Below are 15,841 nucleotides of genomic sequence, written 5' to 3'. Positions count from 1 at the left end.
CGCAGTCATCGCGTGGCCGAAGTGCGGTACACGCGCAAGCTCAGTGGTACGAGGACGGCGACGAGCAGCCCGATGCTGATCAGCGAGACGATTACCGGGTGCGCCACGGGATAGCTGCCGGAGGTGACGGCGCCGGTGTTGCCCCACAGTTGGCGACAGGCCTCAGAGACGGCGCTGACCGGATTCCACTCGGCGACCGTCCGCAGCCAGCCGGGCAGGCCGGTGAGCGGCATGAAGGAGCTGGACAGGAACGAGAAGAGGACCAGCATCAGGGCGGCGACCCCGCTGATCGCTTCCAGGTTGCGCATGAGCATGCCCAGCAGCGCGCCGACCCAGAGCATGGCGTACGCGAAGGCGAGCAGCAGCAGGAAGCCGAGCAGGTTCTCCGCGAACGTTCCGTGCACCCGCCATCCGACGGCGAGTCCGGTGAGCGCCACCAGCCCGATGCTCAGCGCCGCCGCCGCGAGGTCGGCGAGGGTGTGGCTGACCAGCACGGTCGCCCGCCCCATGGGCAGCGAACGGAACCTGTCCATCAGCCCCTTGCCGAGGTCGCCCGCCACCCCGATCGCGGTGATGCCGATGCAGGAGAGCCCGACCTGGGCGAAGACACCGGCCATGATGTACTCGCGGTAACTGCTGCCGGCGTCCTTCACCTGGACGACCGTCGCGAAGAGGTAGCCGAGGATGACGACCATCGCGACGGGGGTGAGCGCCACCCCGATGATCTTCTCCGGGGTGCGCCGCAGATGGCGCAGATGCCGGCCCGTGAGCGCCGCGACGTCCTGGCCGTGAGCGAGTGCGGTACTCATCGCGAGGCCTCCGCTTTCTCTGTGTGCTGCGGGTTCTCGGGGCGCGCCGGGCTCTGGTTCTCCTCCGCGCGCTGGTTTCCCTCCGCGCGCTGGTTTCCCTCCGTACGCTGCTGTTCCTCCGCGCGCTGGTCGTCCTCCGTACGCTGCGGGCCGGTGACCTCGCCCGTCAGGTGGAAGAAGACGTCGTCGAGCGAGGGGCGGCGCAGCGCGAACTCCTCCACCGCGATGCCCGCGTACTCCAGCGCGGTCGCGGCGGCCGCCAGGGCCCCCATGCCGTCGGGGAGTTGTACGTGGAGGGAGCGCTGCCGCTCGTCGAGCTGCGGGGCGTTCACCGCGAGCGGGGCGAGTACCGCCGCGGCCTGTGCGAGCGCGTCGGCGTCGGCGACGGACACCTCCAGCCGTTCGCCGCCCACCTTCCGCTTGAGCTCGTCGGAGGTGCCCTCGGCGATCACACGGCCCCGGTCGACGACCAGGATGCGGTCGGCGAGGTAGTCGGCCTCCTCCAGGTACTGGGTGGTGAGCAGCACGGTGACGCCCTGGTCCACCTGGTCGCGCACCATCCGCCACAGGGTGGCCCGGCTGGCCGGATCGAGCCCGGTGGTGGGTTCGTCGAGGAACAGCACCTCGGGCGAGCCGATCAGGCTCACGGCCAGGTCGAGGCGGCGCCGCATGCCGCCCGAGTAGTCCTTGGCCGGTTTGTCGGCCGCGCCCTCCAGCTCGAACCGGCCGAGCAGTTCGGCGGCCCGCGCCCGGGCGCCCCTGCGGCCCAGCCGCAACAGCCTGCCCAGCAGGATCAGGTTCTCGCGGCCGGTGAGCAGCTCGTCGACGGCCGCGTACTGTCCGGCGAGACCGATGCGGGTGCGGACCTCGCGCTGCTGACGCACGATGTCGAAGCCCGCGACGCTCGCGCTGCCCTCATCGGGTTCCAGCAGGGTGGCGAGCGTGCGGACCGTGGTGGTCTTGCCGGCCCCGTTGGGCCCGAGCAGGCCCAGCACCGTGCCGGATTCGACCGACAGGCTCACGCCGTCGAGGGCACGGTGGCCGCCGTATTTCTTCGTCAGGCCTTCGGCCTCGATTGCGGTGTCCACGATTTTCCCTCCTCTCTCTCGAAATCTCTCGAAATCTCCCGGGATCCCTTGGAATCTCTACGGGATCTCTTGGACGGGACCTCTTGGACGGGATCCCTTGGAATCTCTTGGAATCTCTTGCGAATTCTGCGAATAGAAGATCGGGAGTCGGGTAATCCTGACGTCGGGCCATCCCGGGAAACAGCGTCAGGAAACCAGGGGTCCGGTCCTCGGGCCGACGTTCTCCCGGCCATCAGGAACTTATCCGCCGCGTCGGCCGGAAAGAGCGGTTGCCGGTGTCCGCAGCCTGCCGGTGCAGCATGCTGCAGCCCACCTGTTCACAGGGGGCTGGCAGGACCTTGCAGAGGCACTCAACTGTCAAGCGGGAAGGGTGAGTCGAGCTGCCGTGCGCACCTATCGTCGAGGGTGTCGCTGCTCGAAGATCCGGAAAGCACTTCCCACTGGGAGAGGTCATGGCAAGTCAACGAAATCTGGCGGCTTCACTAGGCGTGTGGAGCGCCCGGCACCGTAAGACCGCGCTTTTCGGATGGCTCTTCGCCGTCATCGCGCTCACGGTGCTGGGAAACCTGGTGGGGCAGAAAAGCCTGACCGAGGCCGACTACGGCACGGGGGAATCCGGCCGCGCGGCCCACATCCTCGTCGACGCCGGAATCACCTCCCCGGCACCCGAGATCGTCCTCGTGCACAGCGATCGGCTGACCGCCGACGCACCGGAGTTCAAGAAGGCCGTCGCCGACGCGATCGCCGCCGTCGAGGGCACGGGGCTGGCCCAGGGCATCGGTGACCCGTACGAGACCGGCGCCATCGGCGAGGACAAGCGCGACGCCCTCGTCCAGTTCTCCGTGAAGGGCGATCCGGACACGGCCGCCGACCGCATCCAGCCCGTCATCGACGCGCTCGCCAAGGCCGAGGGCGCCCACGAGGACGTCACCTTCGGCCAGTACGGCGCCGCCACCGGCCTCAAGGGCATCAACGACTCACTCGGCGAGGACTTCACCCGCGCCGAGTTCACCGCCGTTCCGGTCGCGCTCGGCATCCTGCTCATCGTGTTCGGCGCGCTCGTCGCCGCCGTACTGCCACTGATCCTCGCCATCACCGCGTGCGTCGCCGCCATGGGCCTGCTCGCGCTCTCCAGCCAGCTGGTCCCGGTCGACGGCATGACCAACTCGGTGCTGCTGCTGATGGGCCTGGCCGTCGGCGTCGACTACTGCCTCTTCTACATCCGCCGCGAGCGCGAGGAGCGGGCAGCGGGCCGCGACAAGGAGTCCGCGCTGCGCATCGCCGCGGCGACCTCCGGCCGTTCGGTGCTGATCTCCGGTCTGACCGTCGCCGTCGCGATGGCCGGCATGTTCTTCTCCGGCCTCACCGTCTTCGAGGGCTTCGCCATCGCGACCATCGAGGTCGTCCTGATCGCGGTGCTCGGCTCCATGACCGTGCTGCCCGCGGTGATGTCGATGCTCGGCGACCGCATCGACGCGGGCCGTATCCCCGGCCTGCGCCGCAAGTCCCGTGCGCGGGCGGCGGACCGGAAGCCGGGCAGGCTGCTCGGTGCGGTGATCAAGGCGCCCGCCCTGTTCGCCGTCATCGGCATCGCCTTCATGCTCGCGCTCGCCGCGCCCGCCCTCTCCATGAAGACCGAAAAGCTGGGCTTCGACCAGTTGCTGCCCGCCGACAACGTCACGGCGCAGACGGCCAAGCGGATCGAGAAGGTCTTCCCCGGCGCCCCGGCCCCGGCCCAGATCGTGTTCAAGACCGCCGACATCGGCGCGCCCGCCGCCACCGCCGCCATCGAGGACTTCCAGCAGCGGGCCCTGGCCTCCGGCCACGTCAAGAACCCCATCGAGGTGACCGTCCACCAGGACGAGAACATCGCGGTGATCAACGCCCCGCTGGCCGGTGACGGCCGCAACGCGACCTCGGAGCGGGCCCTGGCGGAGCTGCGGGACGACATCATCCCGGCCACCCTGGCCAAGGCCCCGGACGCCCAGGCCCCGGTCGGCGGCGACCTGGCCTTCTCCACCGACTACAACAGCCAGCTCAAGTCGTCGATCGTGCCCGTCTTCGCCTTCGTGCTGGGCATCAGCTTCCTGCTGATGCTGCTGTGCTTCCGCTCCCCGGTCATCGCGGTCACCGCGATCATCCTCAACCTGATGTCGGTGGCGGCCGCCTACGGTGTGATGACCGCCGTCTTCCAGAAGGGCTGGGGCGACGAGCTGGTCGGCACCACCGCCGTCGGGGCGATCGAGTCGTGGATGCCGCTGTTCGTCTTCGTGGTGCTGTTCGGGCTGTCGATGGACTACCACGTCTTCGTGGTCTCCCGCATCCAGGAGGCCCACGGCCGCGGCGCCGACAACCGTACGGCGGTCGCCCACGGAATCCGCGCCACGGCGGGAGTCGTCACGAGCGCGGGCCTGATCATGGTCGCCGTGTTCGCGGTGTTCGGCACGCTGTCCATGCAGGCCTTCAAGCAGCTCGGCGTCGGCCTGGCGGTGGCGGTGCTGCTCGACGCCACCCTCGTACGGGCTGTGCTCCTGCCCTCCGTGATGGTGCTGCTCGGCCGCTCCAACTGGTGGCTGCCGGGCTGGCTGAAGTTGCTGCCGCAGCTCTCCCACGGCGAGGAGGAGGCGGCTTCGGCCCCGGCCCCGCAGTCGGCCACGCCGGAGCGGACCGGCCCCGACCAGGCCGGATCACCCGAAGACCGCCTGCTCGCGAACCGCTGACCACTCCACCCCACAGCCCCACCCGCCGAGCGGGCCTCACGGCCCGCTCGGCACCGGCACGCGCCGGGCGGCCCGTACGCCCCCGGTACACGCACCGCACACACCGCACCGCACCGCACACCTTCCCGTTCCTAGTTTCCGCTCCCCCACACCTCATCCCCCATCCCCCCATCCCACACACACCCTCATCCCCCCACACCCCACTTCCACCACAACCCCAAGGACTGCACCCCATGTACGAGTTCAGCGTCATCGGAGGCAAGACCGCACGGGCGGTCATCGGCTCCTCCCGGCAGGCCATCGTCGATGTCGTCCGGGACACCTACCTCGCCCACGAGGCGGGCGACTCCGTGAACCCCGACAGCTACTTCCTGCGCTTCCCCGAGAAGCCCGACGCCCGCATCATCGCGCTCCCCGCCCACCTCGGCGGCGAGGCCGACGTCTCCGGGATCAAGTGGATCAGCAGCTTCCCGGCCAACATCGAGCGCGGCATCCCGCGCGCCTCGGCGGCCCTGCTGCTCAACGACTACGAGACGGGCTACCCCTTCGCCTGCCTGGAGGCCTCGCAGATCAGCGCCGCCCGCACCGCGGCCTCCGCGGTGCTCGCCGCCGAGCAGCTCACCGGTGGCCGCACGGCGGGCAAGCTGACCGTCGTGGGCGCGGGCATCATCGCGCGGAACATCCTGGAGTTCTTCAAGTCCCGCGACTGGCAGGTGACTTCGCTCTCGGTGCACGACAAGAGCGAGGAGTACGGTGCGGCGCTCGCCGCCCACGCCACCGACGCCCTGGGCTACCCGGCCACCACCGACCCCGACCTCGCCTCGGCGCTCGCGGGCGCCGACGTGGTGGTCCTCGCGACCACGGCCGCCGAGCCGTACATCGTGGACCCGGGCGCCTTCGCCCCCGGTCAGGTGGTCCTCAACATCTCGCTGCGGGACATCGGCCCCGAGCTGATCGAGGGCTCGTACAACATCCTCGACGACGTCGACCACTGCCTGAAGGCCAACACCTCTCCGCACCTCGCGGAGCAGAAGTACGGGGGTCGGCACTTCATCACCGGCACGCTCGCCCAGTTCATCAAGGGCGAGGTGACCACCGGGGACGACAAGCCGGTGATCTTCTCCCCGTTCGGGCTCGGCGTCCTGGACCTCGCGGTCGGCCTGCACGTGTTCCACGCGGCGCGGGAGTCGGGCGAGGCGGTGGAGATAGCGGACTTCTTCGGGGAGACCACGCGCTGGTAGGGCCGTACGCCCCGGTCGCCCACGCCGCGACACCTCGCAGAGGGCCCGGACGGGACTGCTCCCCGTCCGGGCCCTCGCGCACGCCCGCTAACCGATCAACCGATAGGCGGAGCACACCCCGAGGAAGACCAGCGCGGCCAGGGTGCTGCACGTGTAGTGCACCCGGCCGGACAGCTGCCACCAGCGCCGGCGCCAGGCGAGCCCCGCGCACAGCACCATGGCGCACGTGGTGGCGAGCGCGATGGCGATCAGCGTCGGCACGACCTCCAGTAGCACCGAATCACCCACCATCACCGTGCGGTTGAGGGCGTCGGGGTCGGCGAACAGGAGCAGGAAGCACACCGTGGCGGCGGTGATCAGGGCCCCCGTCGTCCAGAGCAGCAGCCGGGCGGCGCGCGCACCTCCCGGCGAGCCCGGCGAACGGCGGCGCACCAGGGCCAGCACCGGCAGGGCCAGCACGGTCAGCGCGAGGAAGGCCAGGCTGGCCAGGAGCGCCTGCTGGTGCAGGGTGGGCGACTGGTACCAGGGCAGTCGTTCGTACGCGGCGGAGGCGTCCGAGGCGACGACGAGCCGCCCGTCCCGGAAGGCGATGCGGTCCTGGCCACCCTTCTCCTGGAAGAGCCCCGGGCTCAGCTGCACCCAGTGCCGTACGACGGTGGAGGGGTCACGCGTCAGCGGGCCCGTCGTGGTCAGGGTGGCGTCGTCCCCGGCGTCCACCCGGACCGAACCGGTCAGGGCGCCGATCCGGGTCAGCTCGGAGGAACTGGTGCGCGTGGAGCGGTAGTCACCTGCGTACGGGGAGACGTCGGCGTACGACGCGGACTGCTCCACGGACCGGGCGGTGCCGAAGTGATCGGCGACCAGGTCCACCACTTCCTGCCCCGCCCAGGTGGCGCTGGTGCCCTGGCCATCGCCGTTGTAGACGACGTACACGCCCACCCCGCGCTTCGGCAGCAGCGCCAAGTTGCCGTGGAAACCGGGGAGATCGCCCTCCTTGACCAGCATCCGCTGCCCGCTGCGGACCCGCTCCTCCAGGATGTAGCCGAGGCCGGGGAGCCGCGGGTCGTTGCCGAACTGCCGCTTGATCAGGGCGGATCGGGACTTCGGGGTGAGCACGGGACCACCATCGTCGAGCAGGGCGCGCAACAACCGTCCCATGTCACCGGCCGTACTGACGGCACCCGCACCGGTCGGACTCCAGTCGCCGTACTGCCCGTTCTCCACCAACTGCCTTCCGCCGGAGGGCCGGTGGCCGTGTGCGAGCCGTGCTTCGAGGGCCGGGGGGTGGGGCTGGGCGAAGCTGGTGGACCGCATGCCGAGGGGCCGAAGGATCGACCGGTCCACGTACTGGGCGAACGGGGTGCCCGTGACGGTCTCCACCAGATGACCGGCGAGCGCCACACCATAGTTGTCGTAGCTGGCGACCGTGCCCGGCGGGCGCACCCGGCGGGGCTGGTGCTCGGCGAGGCTCTCACCGAGCGGGCGCACGTCCTCGGGGCGCACGGTGGCCCGCCCGATGATGTTGTTGTCGAAGCCCGCCGTGTGGGTCAGGAGATCCCGTACGGTCACGGGTCGCCCCGGAAAGGTGTCGGCGACCTGGAAGGACTTCAGGTAGCGGTTGACGTCGGCACCCAGGTCGAGCCGGCCCCTCTCGACCTGCTGGAGCACCGCGACGGCGGTGAACAGCTTGGCGTCGGAGGCCAGGAAGAACCCGGTGCGCTCCGGATCGACGGGCGTCCCGGCGCCGACGTCCGCGAGCCCGTACCCCTTCGCGAAGACCTGCCGCCCGCCCTGGACGACCACGACGGCCGCGCCCGGGATGCGGTGGTCGGCGAGCTGCTCCCGTACGAGAGCGTCGAGCGCCCCCGACAGGGAGCCGCTCGGGGCCTGCGGACGAAGACCAGCATCGCGCCCCGGCCCGGCGGCCTGCGCCGCCCCGCCGCCGAGCACCATGAGCACGGTCAGCAGGAGTACCTGAAACGCGAGGAGGAGGCGGCGCGGACGCTGTCGATTCGTCATGCAACCAGTCAATCCCGCGGAAGCGCCCCGGCCCATGGCCCTGGGTGGCGTCCATGGGGGACCTAGGTACACCACGACACCGGGGAGGGAACCCCCATGACCGCACGCCCGGCACCAAGAAGCCTTCGGCCGAGCCGAACCTCTCCCGCCGCACGGCCGGAAGACGGGGCGGCACCACCGTCCCCGCCCCGTACCGCCCCGAGCCCGCCGCCCAGCCGGGCATCGAGGGCTCCCTTTATGTACACATCGCCGCTGACCCCACATCAGAATATCCGGCACCCGTCCAGCGCAGGGAAAGGTCAACCAGCACATCCAGCACTCGCGATCGCGACACGGAATCTGCAACCGCCACCCGATCGAAGGCGCCCTGAGGGAGACGTTGGTAGCTGGCAAGTGGGTCCCCGGACCGTCTTCCGAGCGTGAGCATGTCCCCAGCTGGCGGATATCCCTCGCGACGCAGGAGGTTCAGCCTCCTGCGAACAAAGGTCCGACCGACGCGCTACTGGATGGGGTCAGAATCAACTTCGAGACCATCGACCGGACATACCTTTGCCACCCCCGAGGTCAGTCAAGCTTCTCGAATGCCGGCCTTGGCGCGATGACGGGCGTGCGCTTTTCATTAATATTGAGCCATGTCGGAGCTTCCACCGACATGAGCTTGCGGTCGACAGTAATCAGATTCTGCTGCGCTGCTTCGTTTAGGGCGTCAAGTATATCGACCACCTTCACCTTCCCATACATCTCCAGTTGCGCCTGGATTTTCTGGGCCTTCGCGCTCGGCTTGTAATAATAGGGCGCACGATCATGTCTGCCAACCGTCAGAATCGCTTCAGCAACTGCTTCATACGCGTCGTTAAACAATCCCATGAAGCCGTCGGGATCTGGCAGCGCAATCAGATGCAGACTGTTCCACCTCCGATATCCCGCCGAAAGATCCAGGGCCTGTGGAACAATGGCCACTCGGAGTCCATTACCGTCTTCGAGTTGATGCCAATTACTTTTGATAGTCGCGGCGGCAAACCGCGCCTTCTCCGTACTGCTCAGGAACAGGTCGGTCTTCCATACCTTCTTGATCCGTTCCCGCAGATCAGGTTCGGCGGCGACACCGCGAGCAGCGATCGGCACCCAGGATCCAAATGCGAACGGCCGACCTGACCCGTCAGGCAACAACACCGCATCACCACTCGCGTTGTTGACGACGGCCTCGGTGAATCCGAGATGGCGCGCACGCTCGTGCCCGAACATCAGAGACGTAGGCCTGTCCAAGTCAGCGAAAGCCCTAGGGCTCACCTTCCTGAGCGCTTCGCTGACCAGATCGGTAACGCGTGGTTCGCCGCCGACAATCGCCTCGTGAACGGCCCACTCAAACCCATCCCCACGCGATCCCTTGTCGCGGTGCAGGCGAGCGAGTTTAGCGAGCTGTCGAAACGTGACCTCAACCCGATCGCAATTGAGGTCTTCAAGGTCTGCTTGCGACAATTCATCAAAATGAGCCCTAAGAATTGATCGCGATACCGCATAAAGAGCACGACCGTACTCATCGACTGGTTCGGCCTGACTAAGGAAGGTAACATCAGCCATTCAGCGACTCCCTACTTCGCCACACGAAAGGTTGAACCGAAACCCAGCTGCGGCAGAGCTGAACGCCGAACACAGAGATCCCACCTGCGAAAACCGAAGTTAAAGTAGACCATCGCCCCAGCACGCCGGACACTCCCCGATCAGTAGTGATACCGGGCGGCGAGGATGACGACCTCATTGTCCGTCACCAGATAGACGAGGCGGTGCTCTTCGTCGATCCGCCGCGACCAGGCCCCAGGCAGGTGATACTTCAGCGGCTCCGGTTTGCCGATGCCCACGAAGGGGTCACGCCTGACATCTTCGATGAGCTTGTTGATCCGGGCGAGCATCTTACGGTCGTTCTTGAGCCAGGACGTGTAGTCCTCCCAGCCTTGATCCTCGAAGACGAGCCTCACGCGGCACCCGCACCTGCGTCCGGTGACTCGGGATCGATCAGCTCACGCTCCGACACATTGATGTGCGACAGGGCGTTCTCGTACGCCTTGAGCAACCGCCGGGCGTTCGCTGGCGAGCGCAGCAGGTAGGAGCCCTCGCGCAGCGCCATGTAGTCCTCGGCCGAGACAAGCACCGCGTTACCGTGCTTGGAGACGATCTCGATGGCCTCATGATTCTCGTTGACCTTTTTGATCAACGGAAACAGTTCCTTGCGCGCTTCACTCGCAGTGATGGACATGACGTCAACCCTCCCATCAAGTGGTACTCAATAACGTACCACTCCTGGTGTCATCTGAGAGAGGAACCGACTGATGGCACCTCAGCTGATCCGGCACCCATCCAGCACAGGGAAAGGCCAGGGGCCCACCTTCGGAGAGGTGGACCCCATCTGACCTGCATGTTTGCCACGTCAACGACGTGGTGTTATTTCATCCGCTCACACGTTGAAGCGGAACTCCACCACGTCCCCGTCCTGCATCACATACTCCTTGCCCTCCATGCGCGCCTTGCCCTTGGCGCGGGCCTCGGCGACCGAGCCCGTTTCGACCAGGTCGTCGAAGGAGATGATCTCCGCCTTGATGAAGCCCTTCTGGAAGTCGGTGTGGATCACACCGGCCGCCTCCGGGGCCGTGGCGCCCTTCTTGATGGTCCAGGCGCGGGCTTCCTTCGGGCCTGCCGTGAGGTAGGTCTGGAGGCCCAGGGTGTCGAAGCCGACGCGGCCGAGGGTGGCGAGGCCGGGCTCGTCCTGGCCCATGGACTGGAGGAGTTCCAGGGCCTCGTCGTCGTCGAGCTCGATCAGCTCGGACTCGATCTTGGCGTTGAGGAAGATCGCCTCGGCGGGGGCGACCAGGGCGCGCTGTTCGTTCTTGAAGTCCTCGTCGACCAGCTCGTCCTCGTCGACGTTGAAGACGTAGAGGAAGGGCTTCGTGGTGAGCAGGTGCAGCTCGTGGAGGAGCTTGCCCTTCTCCGTGGCGGCCGTGATGCCCGCCGAGAAGAGGGTCTGGCCGGACTCCAGGATCTTCTGCGCGTCCTCGACCGCGGCGAGCACCGCGACCTTCTCCTTCTGGAGGCGGGACTCCTTCGTCAGGCGCGGGATCGCCTTCTCGACGGACTGGAGGTCGGCGAGGATCAGCTCGGTGTTGATCGTCTCGATGTCGTCCTTGGGCGAGACCTTGCCGTCGACGTGGACGACGTTCTCGTCCTTGAAGGCGCGGATGACCTGGCAGATCGCGTCCGACTCGCGGATGTTCGCCAGGAACTTGTTGCCCAGGCCCTCACCCTCCGACGCGCCCCGCACGATGCCGGCGATGTCGACGAAGTCCACCGTCGCGGGCAGGAGCTTCTGGCTGTTGAAGATCTCCGCGAGCTTGTTCAGGCGCGGGTCCGGGACGCCGACGACGCCGACGTTCGGCTCGATCGTGGCGAACGGGTAGTTGGCCGCCAGCACGTCGTTCTTGGTCAGGGCGTTGAACAGGGTCGACTTGCCGACATTCGGCAGACCGACGATTCCGATCGTGAGCGACACTTTGGCGACTTCCTGGAGTGAGGAGGGGAGCGAAGGGGCGCCGGGGCCGGCTCGGCTGTTCGGGCCGGGTCCCGGAGTGGACCGATTCTCCAGTTTACGGGCGGGGGCGCCCGGCCCCGCACGGGTCCGGTCATGGGACAGAGAACGTGGGGCGTGCGGTGTACGTGGGGGGCTCCTCCCGTTGCGTACGCCTCGCCGCCGTACGTATACCGCCGAACAGGTTCGCTTTCGGCCCTGTGACATCGAACGCAACGCCAAGGTCACCCAAAGCGCGTGTCCAACGCCTGATTCCTCCCGCCCCGCGACCTACGTTGTCCCCGTGGAGCAGCCCAGGACACGTCCCCCGCAGCGCAGGCCGTCGCCCGCCCCTGCCGTCGCGCCCGCTCAGGGCGCCCTCGGTGAGAGTTCCACCGTCTACCGGGCGATGGGGACGGCCGGAGGGCGGGTGCGTGCCGTTCCGCCCGTGCTGCTCGCCCTGCGGCGGTTCCCCAACCCGCGACTCACCGGGATCGGGGCCGGGCTGTTCGCCTCCCTCACCATGTTCGTGCTCGCCTGTCTGGACCGGCTGCTGTTCGACAGCTCCGAGATCGTCTACGGGCTGCTCTTCCTGCCGGTCAGCGCGCTCACCGCCCTCTGGGTCCGGCCCGCCGACCTGGTCACCGCGCCGATCAGTGTGCCCATCGCCTTCGCCGTCGGGGTCTTCCCGATCTCCGGCGGGTCCGACGGCTTCGGCGGTCAGACGATGGCCCTGGTCACCGCCCTCGCCGTGCACGCCGGCTGGCTGTACGGGGGCACGCTGATCGCGGGGCTCATCGCCTCCGTACGCAAGGTCCGGCATATGCGGGCCCGGCGGCGGTATCCACAGGTCCAGGGGCGTACGGGAGCCGAGAAGGGCCGGCCCTCGCCCCGGGCGCCGAAGAAGGTCGCCGGGGCGGGTGCGCAGCCACAGCCCGTCCGCGCCGACCGCTCGCGGGCCGCTAGGTAGGTGGGTGGGTGGGTAGGTGGGAAAGCCCGCTACTTGCCCGCCGCCATCGCCGCGCCCACGATCCCCGCGTTGTTCTGGAGCTCCGCCGGGACGATCTCCGCGCGGACCTTCTCGATCAGCGGCAGGAACTTCTCCGCCTTGCGGCTCACCCCGCCGCCCACGATGAACAGCTCGGGCGAGAACAGCATCTCCACGTGCAACAGGTACTTCTGCACCCGGTGCGCCCAGTGCTGCCAGCTGAGGTCCTCGTCCTCCTTGGCCTTCGTGGAGGCGCGCTTCTCCGCGTCGTGGCCGTGCAGCTCCAGGTGGCCCAGCTCCGTGTTGGGGACGAGGCGGCCGTCGACGAAGAGCGCGCTGCCGATGCCCGTACCGAACGTCAGCATGATCACCGTGCCCTTGCGGCCCCGGCCCGCGCCGAACGTCATCTCCGCGATTCCGGCCGCGTCCGCGTCGTTCAGGATCGTGACGGGCTGCCCGACCCGCTCGCCCAGCAGGGCGCGGGCGTCGGTGTCGATCCAGCCCTTGTCGACATTGGCCGCCGTCCGCGTGACGCCGTCCGTGACGACCCCCGGGAACGTGATCCCGATGGGGCCCGACCAGTCGAAGTGGCCGACGACCTCCGCCACGCAGTCGGCCACGCCCTGAGGCGTGGCCGGCTGGGGGGTCAGTACTTTGTGGCGCTCCTGCGCCAGGTCTCCGCGGTCCAGGTCCACGGGAGCGCCCTTGATCCCTGAACCGCCGATGTCCACGCCGAAGATCTCCATGGAAACACCGTACGGGCAGGCCGGGGCCTGTGCCCTGCTTACTCGGCCTACTCGGCGGAAAGGGCGGCGGCCTCGGCCCGCAGGTCGCGGCGGAGCTCCTTGGGAAGGGAGAAGGTGATGGACTCGTCGGCCGTCTTGACCGTCTCCACGTCCTCGTAACCGCGCTCCGCGAGCCACTCCAGGACCCCGTCGACCAGGACGTCGGGGACCGAGGCCCCGGAGGTCAGGCCGACCGTCGTCACGCCCTCCAGCCACGCCTCGTCGATCTCGCTCGCGAAGTCGACCAGGTACGCGGCGGCGGCTCCGGCGTCGAGGGCGACCTCGACCATGCGGATGGAGTTCGAGGAGTTCTTCGAGCCGACCACGATGACCAGCTCGGCGTCCTCGGCCAGCTTCTTCACCGCGATCTGGCGGTTCTGCGTGGCGTAGCAGATGTCGTCGCTGGGCGGCGAGAGGAGGTTCGGGAACTTCGACTTGAGCGCGCCCACCGTCTCCATCGTCTCGTCGACGGAGAGGGTGGTCTGGGAGAGCCAGACGACCTTCGACTCGTCGCGGACCTCGACGTTCGCCACATCCTCGGGGCCGTCGACCAGCGTGATGTGGTCGGGGGCCTCTCCGGAGGTGCCGATGACCTCTTCGTGGCCCTCGTGGCCGATCAGGAGGATGTCGTAGTCCTCCTTGGCGTACCGGATGGCTTCCTTGTGGACCTTGGTGACCAGCGGGCAGGTCGCGTCGATGGTCGCGAGCTTGCGCTCGGCGGCCTCCGCGTGGACGGTGGGCGCCACTCCGTGGGCGGAGAACATCACGATGGAGCCCTCGGGGACCTCCGCGGTGACGTCCACGAAGATCGCGCCCTTCTTCTCCAGGGTCTGCACGACGTACTTGTTGTGCACGATCTCGTGGCGGACGTAGATCGGGGCCCCGTACTGCTCCAGGGCCTTCTCGACGGCGATCACGGCACGGTCCACGCCCGCGCAGTAGCCACGGGGAGCGGCGAGCAGGACACGACGGGCAGGCGTTGCAGTCATGCGTCCCATCGTAAGGCCGTACCGAACAGGCGCGGTGACGGACGGGTCGGGAGACTGATCGCGATACGTACGGGAACGAGCTGTGCCGGACAGTGACGATGGAGGGTGCATGACGTCGGTCTCGGGGAGCGGGGGGAGCGGTACGGGGTCCGCAGGCGGCAGCGGCAGCAGTGTCGAGCCGGGCAAGCTGCGGCGGGCTCTCGGGTTCCGGGATCTCGTCGTCTACGGGCTGCTGTTCATCGCCCCGATGGCCCCCGTCGGCATCTTCGGCACCCTGGACGCCCGGTCCGGCGGCTCCGTCGCCCTCGTTTACATCGTGGCCACCGTCGTCATGGGCTTCACCGCCTTCAGTTACGCCCAGATGGTGCGGGTCGCCCCCTTCGCGGGGTCGGTCTTCACGTATGCCCGCAAGGGGCTCGGGGAAGGGCCCGGGTTCGTCGCGGGGTGGATGGCGATGCTCGACTACCTGCTGATCCCGGCCGTCGCCTATCTCTTCTCCGGGATCGCGATGAACGCCCTGGTCCCGGAGGTGTCGCGGTGGGTGTGGACCGCGCTCGCCGTGCTGATCACCACGCTGCTCAATCTGTGGGGCGTACGGGCTGCCGCCCGGGTCGGGTTCGCCGTGCTGGCCATGGAAATCGTGGTGCTGCTGGTCTTCGTGGTGTCGGCCGTGGTCGTCCTCGTACGGGACGGGGCGCAGCGCGGGTGGCTGACGCCGCTCACCGGGGACACGGCGTTCTCCGTGGCGGCGGTGCTGGGCGCGGTCTCGGTGGCCGTGCTGTCGTATCTGGGGTTCGACGCCATCGCCTCGTTCGCCGAGGAGGTGACGGGCGGGTCGCAGAAGGTGGCGCGGGCGGTGCTGTTCTGCCTGGTGCTCGCGGGGGTGCTGTTCGTCGCCCAGACCTATCTGGCGGCGCTCCTGGAACCGATGAGCTCGGCGGAGCTGAAGGCCGATCCGGCGGCCCAGGGGTCGGCGTTCTACGACGCGGTCGATGCCTCGGTCGGGACCTGGCTGCACGATCTGGTGGCGGTCAGCAAGGCGATCGGTGCGGCGTTCGCGGCGCTGGCGGGGCAGGCCGCCGCCGGGCGGCTGGTCTTCGCCATGGCCCGGGAGCGGCGGCTGCCGCCGTTCCTGGCCAGGGTCGACCCGAAGTCGGGCGTGCCGCGGCTCGCGATCCTGGGCGCGGCGGTCGTGACGCTGGTGGCGGCGGTGTGGGCGGCCCGGCGCGACGACGGCCTCGACCATCTGGTGTCGGTCGTGAACATCGGGGCGCTGACCGCGTTCGTGCTGCTGCACGCGTCGGTGGTCGGCTGGTTCACCGTACGCCGGATGGCCGGGCCGCCCGTCTGGTGGAAGCACGTGCTCGTTCCGGTGGTGGGTGCGGGGGCGCTGATCGCGGTCATCCTGGAGGCGACGACGAGCGCCCAGGTGGTGGGGCTGTGCTGGCTGGGGGTGGGGTTCGTGGTGCTCGCGGTGCAGGGGGCGGGCGGGCGCGGGGTGGGAAGCGGGCGGGGAAGCGGGGCCGGGCGCTGAGGGGGCCGGTCTGGGTGTTCCGGGTGGGCACTGAGGGGGCCGGTCTGGGTGTTCCGGGCGGGCACTGAGGGGGCCGGTCTGGGTGTTCCGGGTGTGCGCTGAGGGGCACCTG

Annotated in this window: 13 protein-coding genes; 4 read left to right on the top strand and 9 right to left on the bottom strand. The window is 68.6% G+C overall.

Annotated features, from left to right (window positions below; translation table 11 throughout):
- Positions 1-5: 5 nt before the first annotated feature.
- Complete coding sequence (locus ACFW9Z_RS04140) at positions 6-809, bottom strand: ABC transporter permease (RefSeq protein ID WP_384634032.1); 804 nt, start codon at positions 807-809, stop codon at positions 6-8.
- A complete protein-coding gene (locus ACFW9Z_RS04135) occupies positions 806-1,897 on the bottom strand; it encodes an ATP-binding cassette domain-containing protein (RefSeq protein ID WP_384634029.1) in 1,092 nt (363 codons plus the stop codon). Before ACFW9Z_RS04135 ends, ACFW9Z_RS04140 begins: the two co-directional genes overlap by 4 nt.
- Before the next feature lie 452 nt (positions 1,898-2,349).
- Between ACFW9Z_RS04135 and ACFW9Z_RS04130 the strand changes: the two genes are divergently transcribed.
- Together ACFW9Z_RS04130 and sbnB are read left to right on the top strand one after the other, a co-directional pair.
- Positions 2,350-4,617, top strand: a complete 2,268-nt coding sequence (locus tag ACFW9Z_RS04130) for an MMPL family transporter (RefSeq protein WP_384634026.1) — start codon at positions 2,350-2,352, stop codon at positions 4,615-4,617.
- A gap of 233 nt (positions 4,618-4,850) precedes the next feature.
- Positions 4,851-5,858, top strand: a complete 1,008-nt coding sequence (sbnB, locus tag ACFW9Z_RS04125) for a 2,3-diaminopropionate biosynthesis protein SbnB (RefSeq protein WP_384634024.1) — start codon at positions 4,851-4,853, stop codon at positions 5,856-5,858.
- 87 nt (positions 5,859-5,945) lie between these two features.
- Here the strand turns inward: sbnB and ACFW9Z_RS04120 are convergent, their stop codons facing one another.
- The 5 genes from ACFW9Z_RS04120 to ychF form a co-directional block, all read right to left on the bottom strand.
- Positions 5,946-7,877, bottom strand: a complete 1,932-nt coding sequence (locus tag ACFW9Z_RS04120; protein ID WP_384634021.1) for a serine hydrolase domain-containing protein — start codon at positions 7,875-7,877, stop codon at positions 5,946-5,948.
- A 564-nt stretch (positions 7,878-8,441) separates the two neighbouring features.
- Positions 8,442-9,458 carry a hypothetical protein gene (locus ACFW9Z_RS04115; protein ID WP_384634018.1) on the bottom strand — a complete coding sequence of 339 codons (1,017 nt, stop codon included), beginning with the start codon at positions 9,456-9,458 and terminating at the stop codon, positions 8,442-8,444.
- Between the two features lie 140 nt (positions 9,459-9,598).
- Complete coding sequence (locus ACFW9Z_RS04110) at positions 9,599-9,853, bottom strand: Txe/YoeB family addiction module toxin (RefSeq protein ID WP_384634015.1); 255 nt, start codon at positions 9,851-9,853, stop codon at positions 9,599-9,601.
- Positions 9,850-10,131 carry a type II toxin-antitoxin system Phd/YefM family antitoxin gene (locus tag ACFW9Z_RS04105; protein WP_053623546.1) on the bottom strand — a complete coding sequence of 94 codons (282 nt, stop codon included), beginning with the start codon at positions 10,129-10,131 and terminating at the stop codon, positions 9,850-9,852. Before ACFW9Z_RS04105 ends, ACFW9Z_RS04110 begins: the two co-directional genes overlap by 4 nt.
- A gap of 198 nt (positions 10,132-10,329) precedes the next feature.
- Positions 10,330-11,418, bottom strand: coding sequence for a redox-regulated ATPase YchF (ychF, locus tag ACFW9Z_RS04100; protein ID WP_084749005.1), 1,089 nt, complete (start codon positions 11,416-11,418; stop codon positions 10,330-10,332).
- 424 nt (positions 11,419-11,842) lie between these two features.
- Between ychF and ACFW9Z_RS04095 the strand changes: the two genes are divergently transcribed.
- On the top strand, positions 11,843-12,403 hold the full coding sequence (locus ACFW9Z_RS04095; protein ID WP_384634606.1) for a DUF6542 domain-containing protein: 561 nt from the start codon (positions 11,843-11,845) through the stop codon (positions 12,401-12,403).
- Positions 12,404-12,432: 29 nt separating this feature from the next.
- On the opposite strand, the gene ppgK is transcribed toward ACFW9Z_RS04095, so the two are convergent.
- Positions 12,433-13,167, bottom strand: coding sequence for a polyphosphate--glucose phosphotransferase (ppgK, locus tag ACFW9Z_RS04090; protein ID WP_384634011.1), 735 nt, complete (start codon positions 13,165-13,167; stop codon positions 12,433-12,435).
- A 47-nt stretch (positions 13,168-13,214) separates the two neighbouring features.
- On the bottom strand, positions 13,215-14,204 hold the full coding sequence (locus tag ACFW9Z_RS04085) for a 4-hydroxy-3-methylbut-2-enyl diphosphate reductase (protein ID WP_384634008.1): 990 nt from the start codon (positions 14,202-14,204) through the stop codon (positions 13,215-13,217).
- Between the two features lie 100 nt (positions 14,205-14,304).
- Here ACFW9Z_RS04085 and ACFW9Z_RS04080 point away from each other — a divergent pair, with 100 nt between their 5' ends.
- Positions 14,305-15,729, top strand: a complete 1,425-nt coding sequence (locus tag ACFW9Z_RS04080) for an APC family permease (RefSeq protein WP_384634005.1) — start codon at positions 14,305-14,307, stop codon at positions 15,727-15,729.
- Positions 15,730-15,841: the final 112 nt, after the last annotated feature.

Source organism: Streptomyces sp. NPDC059452, from assembly GCF_042750035.1.
Taxonomy (GTDB): Bacteria; Actinomycetota; Actinomycetes; order Streptomycetales; family Streptomycetaceae; genus Streptomyces.
This window is presented reverse-complemented; position numbering and strand designations above follow the sequence as displayed.

What these genes read in the sequence shown, in the direction of transcription:
- ACFW9Z_RS04120 (WP_384634021.1), bottom strand. Translation starts at nt 7,877, where the DNA reads ATGACGAATCGACAGCGTCCGCGCCGCCTCCTCCTCGCGTTTCAGGTA.
- ACFW9Z_RS04095 (WP_384634606.1), top strand. Translation starts at nt 11,843, where the DNA reads ATGGGGACGGCCGGAGGGCGGGTGCGTGCCGTTCCGCCCGTGCTGCTC.
- ACFW9Z_RS04080 (WP_384634005.1), top strand. Translation starts at nt 14,305, where the DNA reads ATGACGTCGGTCTCGGGGAGCGGGGGGAGCGGTACGGGGTCCGCAGGC.
- ACFW9Z_RS04115 (WP_384634018.1), bottom strand. Translation starts at nt 9,458, where the DNA reads ATGGCTGATGTTACCTTCCTTAGTCAGGCCGAACCAGTCGATGAGTAC.
- ACFW9Z_RS04085 (WP_384634008.1), bottom strand. Translation starts at nt 14,204, where the DNA reads ATGGGACGCATGACTGCAACGCCTGCCCGTCGTGTCCTGCTCGCCGCT.
- sbnB (WP_384634024.1), top strand. Translation starts at nt 4,851, where the DNA reads ATGTACGAGTTCAGCGTCATCGGAGGCAAGACCGCACGGGCGGTCATC.
- ACFW9Z_RS04130 (WP_384634026.1), top strand. Translation starts at nt 2,350, where the DNA reads ATGGCAAGTCAACGAAATCTGGCGGCTTCACTAGGCGTGTGGAGCGCC.
- ACFW9Z_RS04140 (WP_384634032.1), bottom strand. Translation starts at nt 809, where the DNA reads ATGAGTACCGCACTCGCTCACGGCCAGGACGTCGCGGCGCTCACGGGC.
- ACFW9Z_RS04105 (WP_053623546.1), bottom strand. Translation starts at nt 10,131, where the DNA reads ATGTCCATCACTGCGAGTGAAGCGCGCAAGGAACTGTTTCCGTTGATC.
- ppgK (WP_384634011.1), bottom strand. Translation starts at nt 13,167, where the DNA reads ATGGAGATCTTCGGCGTGGACATCGGCGGTTCAGGGATCAAGGGCGCT.